At 45.9% G+C, this 5689-nt stretch carries 3 protein-coding genes; 1 reads left to right on the top strand and 2 read right to left on the bottom strand.

Annotated features, from left to right (window positions below; genetic code table 11):
• Positions 1–3027: isoleucine--tRNA ligase (gene ileS / locus VIM87_RS10090; RefSeq protein ID WP_331996874.1), on the bottom strand; the 3027-nt coding region annotated here is incomplete at its 3' end.
• A 252-nt stretch (positions 3028–3279) separates the two neighbouring features.
• Between ileS and VIM87_RS10085 the strand changes: the two genes are divergently transcribed.
• On the top strand, positions 3280–3744 hold the full coding sequence (locus VIM87_RS10085; RefSeq protein WP_331996873.1) for a PepSY-like domain-containing protein: 465 nt from the start codon (positions 3280–3282) through the stop codon (positions 3742–3744).
• An 843-nt stretch (positions 3745–4587) separates the two neighbouring features.
• On the opposite strand, the gene VIM87_RS10080 is transcribed toward VIM87_RS10085, so the two are convergent.
• Positions 4588–5511, bottom strand: coding sequence for a helix-turn-helix domain-containing protein (locus VIM87_RS10080; protein WP_089906607.1), 924 nt, complete (start codon positions 5509–5511; stop codon positions 4588–4590).
• Positions 5512–5689: the final 178 nt, after the last annotated feature.

Raw genomic sequence — 5689 nt, 5'->3', positions numbered from 1 at the left:
TAATGCACCTTTGTTTGCAACAGTCCACCCTGGAATATCTTCGGAAATGATCTCTACATCGGAGAGCTGTAACGATAGCGGTTCCCCGTCTATCAGCAGGTTGTAAGCCCCTTCACGCTCCAGTGTTGCTATATCTGCATCCGTGAAAGCGCTGATAGCGGCTGCTACGGCTTTCATTTTTGCTCCCATCTTGCTACCCAGCGCCTTGTAATTAGGCTTAATCTTTTTCTTGATGAAGCCCTCCGTTTCCGTAAGATAGTCAATACCTTTTACATTCACCTCACTTTTTATCAGGTGTTCGATCTTCTCAACCTGTACCTGCATGTGAGGGTTCAATACCGGTATTAATATCTTTTGAAGAGGCTGCCGTACCCTAATGTTCACCTTCTTACGCAAGGATAGTACCAGAGATGATATATCCTGTGCTAACTGCATCCTTTCTTCCAGCTCACTATCTATTGCTTCTGCCACCGGTACCGGGAAATCGGTATGGTGTACGGAAACGGCGGTTGAACGCTGTCCCACCTTGTTCAGGTTGCCAAATAACCAATCTGCAAAGAACGGGGATACCGGCGCCATCAGCTGTGAGATCTTTTCCAGGCATTCGTATAAGGTTTGGTAGGCCGATATTTTATCATGCTCATACTCCCCTTTCCAGAAACGGCGGCGGCACAAACGTACGTACCAGTTGCTTAAATGCTCATCTACAAACTCCTGTATTACACGGCCTGCCTGGGTAGGCTCATAATCATCCAGGAAGGTAGTAACCTCTTTTACCAGGGTGTTCAGGACTGAAATGATCCAGCGGTCTATTTCCGGCCGCTGCTGCAGTGGAATGTAAGCTTCCCGGAATGAGAAATTATCCAGGTTGGCGTACATCGCAAAGAAGTTATAGGTATTGTACAGGGTGGAGAACAGCTTACGCTGTACCTCCCTGATACCATCAGTATCAAACTTCATGCTATCCCAGGGGCTGGCATTGGTAACCAGGTACCAGCGGGTAGCGTCTGCCCCCAGCTCTTCTATCGTCTTAAACGGATCTATTATATTCCCCAGGCGCTTACTCATTTTTACACCGTTCTTATCCAGCACTAAGCCATTGGATACTACGGTTTTATACGCTACGCTATCAAACAGCAGGGCGCCCAGTACGTGCAGGGTATAGAACCAGCCACGGGTTTGGTCTACCCCTTCGCAAATAAAATCTGCGGGGAAGTTCTGTTCAAAAACATCCTTATTCTCAAAGGGGAAATGCCATTGGGCATAGGGCATGGCGCCACTGTCAAACCAAACATCCACCAGGTCCGGCTCACGGCGCATGGGCTTGCCATCGGCGCTTACCAGTATGATGTCATCCACGTAGGGTTTATGCAGGTCCAGGATGCCCTGGTGCAGGTAATTTTTATTTACATCGCCGCCCAGCACTTCACTGGCCTTTCTTATTTCGGCGTTCAACTCTTCTATGCTGCCAATACATTTTTCTTCACTGCCATCTTCTGTACGCCATATCGGCAGCGGAGTGCCCCAAAAGCGGCTGCGGCTCAGGTTCCAGTCCACCATATTCTCCAGCCAGTTACCAAAACGGCCGGTGCCGGTAAAGGCCGGTTTCCAGTTAATAGTGGTGTTCAGCTCTACCATCCGGTCTTTCAGGGCCGTGGTTTTAATGAACCAGGCATCCAGCGGGTAATATAATACCGGCTTATCGGTACGCCAGCAATGAGGGTAGCTGTGCTCGTATTTTTCTACTTTAAATGCGCGGTTTTCTTTCTTAAGCTTTACAGCGATGTCAACATCTACATCCTTATACTGTGGATCGTCTTTGTAATTTTTCACATATCGTCCAGCGAACTCACCCACAGTGTCCAAAAATTTCCCCTGCTTGTCTACAAGTGTAAGGATACCGATGCCATACTTTTTACCTACGCGGTTATCATCTGCACCAAAAGCAGGGGCAGTATGCACGATACCGGTACCATCTTCTGTAGTTACAAAGTCGCCTATCAGGATGCGGAAGGGATCGCCCTCTTCCGGCTGTACGTATGGCAACAGCTGCTCATAGCGGATATTTTCCAGCTGGCTGCCCCGGAAAACGGACAGGATCTGCCAGGGAATTATTTTATCTCCTTCTTTATAATTTGCAAAATCACCGTCTTCCCCTTCTTTTTTAAAGTGACGGTCTACCAGGTCTTTGGCCAGTATTACGCATACCGGTAAGTGGGTGTAGGGGTTGAAAGTGCGCACCAGCGCATATTCTATATTAGCGCCTACTGTAAGGCCCAGGTTGGATGGCAGGGTCCACGGGGTGGTGGTCCAGGCCAGGAAAAATACCTGGTCGGTACCAGCCGCTTCAAATAAGAAGCGGGAACGGTCGCCTTCCACCGCCTTAAACATGGCTACTACGGTGGTATCCTTTACATCTTTATAACAGCCGGGCTGGTTCAGCTCTGCAGAGCTTAAGCCGCTGCCGGCGGCGGGTGAGTAAGGTTGTATGCTTACGCTTTTATACAGGTATCCCTTTTTATACAGCTGCTGCAAACACCACCACAGGCTTTCAATATAGTTATTCTCAAATGTTACATAGGGGTTCTTTAAGTCAACCCAGTAGCCCATTTTCTGGGTCAGCTCGTCCCATTTGTCTTTATATTTTAATACCTCCCGGCGGCAGGTATCATTATATTCTTCTATGGATATTTTTTTGCCGATGTCTTCTTTTGTAATGCCCAGGCTCTTTTCCACGCCAAGCTCTACCGGCAGGCCGTGGGTATCCCAGCCGCCTTTACGTTTTACCTGGTAACCTTTCATGGTTTTATAGCGGCATACCAGGTCTTTTAATGTGCGGGAAATTACGTGGTGAATACCAGGCATACCATTGGCGCTGGGCGGGCCTTCATAAAATACAAAAGGAGTAGCGCCTTCCCTTAATGTTACGCTTTGCTCAAATGCTTGCTGTGCCTCCCATTGCTGTAGTACTTCCTTTCCTATCTGCGGTAAGTTCAACTGGTTATATTCCTGATATTGACTGGCCATAAAACAAATTCCGCCTTTTGGCGTTAATAAGACAAATCTTTAATTAAAATTGTGCAAAGTTACGAAATAGGGCGGCACCAAAATCGGAAAAAGCGTTAAAAAGAGTGGACCAGTATATGTTTTTTTAATTTTTTTCTTATTTTTACACTCGGAATCCATAGTTTTGCTTTTTTGGCACTGTTTTAGTTCAAGAGCCTGGAAGAAATTTTTAAGTTCAAAACCTTAACCCAACGGACAAACCATATCGTTTATATGAAAAAGTTGATGTTATTTTTTTGCGCTGCATTGTTCACTTCCGGCATAACTTTTGCACAACACAAATCGGTTAAAAAGGTGAAGCATACTACTGCGAAAGTGGTTGTGGCTCCCGATCCTGTAAAAGGTGCTTTTGAACAAAATTTTGCAGGCATCACAGATGCAAAATGGAGTAAAGGTGGTTCAGGCAACTGGACAGCAAACTTCTCCAAAGATGATGTAAAAACAGCCGCAGAATATTCGGCAGATGGCAACTGGATAGCCACCCGCAGTGAGTATAAGGCTGAGCAGCTACCGGAAACAGTAGCCAGCACATTGAAAACAAAATATCCAACAGCCACCGTAAAAGACGGCTGGAAAATAGAAAGAGCAGATGTAGCTGCTTACTACAAAGTAAATATTCAGGATAATGGTACTGAAAAGTCGGTTTTGATTAATGAAGCTGGTACCATTACAGAATAGCTACACACAAATAAGTATTTCATAGGTATAGGGATAAATAGGACAGACCCTGCTCTTTTGGGCGGGGTTTTCTTTTTGTAGAAAACTGAGGAAGATTACTCACAGTTGTTGTTGTAATTATTACAGCAATACCACACTTTTACGCCGTTGATAAGCCTGAGGGCGCCTATATTTCCTTTAACGGTATTCAAATTTGTTATGACCTCGCTTAAGATCCGTTCAAATTTCTGAGCTTTCCCGCAATTCTGCTTTGCTATACTTCTGCTTCAGCAAACGATCACATCAGTAATATAGGTTGATCTCAGACTGCCATATTGGCCAGTGATCAGATCTGGTATTAATACAAAAGCCACCGCTGTATCTGCGATGGCTTTCTAGTATTATGGCGGGAAACTTACCGGCAATATGCACTAAGGTCATTTGGTGTTTGAAGATTGTGCAAGAATGTATGGCTTTACTCACTTTTTGCCTGGTAAGCCTCCCTCCAATGGTCAAATCTGATAAGGAAGCTTATAAAATCGGGATAGATATCTGCCGATCGTGATACAAAGAAACGCCGAATTATCTGCGGGAGCTTACGAAATCGGGAAAAGAAATGATCGAAAAGGGAAAAGGTTGGGAAGATGGGAAGATGTGCAGGTGTGCAGATATGCAAATGTGCAAATGCAGGGGGTAAATAGTTAATTAATTGATTGGCAAACATATAGTTACGAAATCATGCAAATTTGCAAGGGAAGCGGTGAGGATAAAGGGGCGGTGTAAATCAGGCAAACCAGGGCATTAATACATCCGCGCATTTATTTGCACATCTGCACATTTGCATATCTGCACATCTATTTACATTTAGCGCAGCAGCAGCTCGCAGGGCTTTAAGCCGGTATGCTTTTTAAAGGCGGTAGAGAAGTGGGAAATGCAGGAATAGCCCATGAGAATGGCTACATCGGAAACGGACATCCCTTTTTCGTACAGGAGGCTCTTGGCCTTTTCCATCCGTTCTTTCTGGAAGTAATCGTAAATGGTGGTACCATACATGGCTTTGAAGCCTTTTTTCAGGTAACACTCGTTCATAGCTACCCGGCGGGCCAGGTCGCGGATGGTAATAGGGGCATCCAGCTGCTCCAGCAAAATGCTGCGGGCCTTTTCTATCTTTTCCCGGTCCTCCATATGGGTGAGGAAACGGCAGCCATAACGCTCGTCCGGGTCATTTTGCATGAACTGGTCGGAGCTGAACAACAGCAGCTCCAGCGCCTTGCTTTGCAGGAAAATATGCTTCAGCACCCCTTCGTAATTATGATGTACCATCTGCTCCAGCACCGATTTGGATTTAGTGCAGGGCTGTATGGTTTTTACAAAAGGCTTGCGGGATTGTAATTCAAATAAGGTAGTAGTGGTAGCGCCCTTTTGCAGGGATTGGATAAAGGCCGGCTGAAAACGCACGGTGATCATATCCACAGAGGCTACCTTTTCCTTACAGTTGCCTTTCTGGCCCTTGGCGCACAGCTCATCTGTGCAGGAGGGGTTTTGGCAGTAGCGGTTACCGGCTACGCAGTAACGCAGCTCCACGGCGGCAGACTGGCCTCTTTTGGCCGGCTGGTACACCACCATGGCTACATCCTCAACAGGTAAGGGTTTATCGTAGGTAAAGCGCTGCAGGGTAAAATCAAGGCAATCCGGTACGTTCACGGCATCCTGCTCTGCAAGCTGCAGCTGGTCGCTCATTGCCGGTTGTGGTATGGCCAGTGATAATATGTCCTGTAGCTCCTTCATCTCCAATTAACTGTAATTAAAAACCTCACAAATTTATGGATTCACATTTACTTAACAAATTAGTGGGGTAACAATGACAATCGGGTGATAGTTGTGGATTAAAATACACAGCAGGCTTAACAAGTCCTTTCATATTCATTATGAATGCCCTTGGTATGGATTTCGTACTACTAATTGC

The sequence above is a fragment of the Chitinophaga sp. genome, assembly GCF_036569125.1.
Classification (GTDB): domain Bacteria; phylum Bacteroidota; class Bacteroidia; order Chitinophagales; family Chitinophagaceae; genus Chitinophaga.
The sequence above is the reverse complement of the archived record's forward strand: the minus strand, read 5'-3'. Positions and strand labels throughout refer to the sequence as shown.

Bases quoted from the DNA above. Each gene is read 5' to 3' on its own strand.
- VIM87_RS10080 (WP_089906607.1), bottom strand. From the start codon at position 5,511: ATGAAGGAGCTACAGGACATATTATCACTGGCCATACCACAACCGGCA.
- VIM87_RS10085 (WP_331996873.1), top strand. From the start codon at position 3,280: ATGAAAAAGTTGATGTTATTTTTTTGCGCTGCATTGTTCACTTCCGGC.